This window comes from Pseudoalteromonas sp. MER144-MNA-CIBAN-0113 (assembly GCF_040308965.1).
Classification (GTDB): domain Bacteria; phylum Pseudomonadota; class Gammaproteobacteria; order Enterobacterales; family Alteromonadaceae; genus Pseudoalteromonas; species Pseudoalteromonas tetraodonis.
In genome coordinates this window covers 1-265 of record NZ_JBEOOG010000390.1, presented here as the reverse complement: position 1 = coordinate 265, position 265 = coordinate 1, and the positions used below count along the sequence as shown (strand labels likewise).

Genomic DNA, 265 nt, shown 5'->3' with positions numbered 1-265 from the left:
CTGATTTTGTTACTTCTTCAAAGAAGAAACGATTTGCTTCTAATGCTGTGTCGTTATTTTTATGCGACTTCATTCTTGTACCGATGGAGGCTTGAGAATTTAGTTTGGAACGATCTGATGCTCCAGTATCAATTACAGTAAAACTTAGAAGAGTATCTAAGTCATCATATGAGACAGTAATATCTCTATTTAAACTAAAATCTGAAAATTCTTCCGGAAGCTCTTTTAAGTCAGCGAAAGCCGAGAATGAGATAGTGAGTATTAA

1 pseudogene is annotated in these 265 nt (G+C 34.3%); it reads right to left on the bottom strand.

The features are described 5' to 3' along the window. Nucleotides 1–265 (bottom strand): annotated as a pseudogene (locus tag AAEY57_RS20180) (hypothetical protein); the annotation flags it as partial.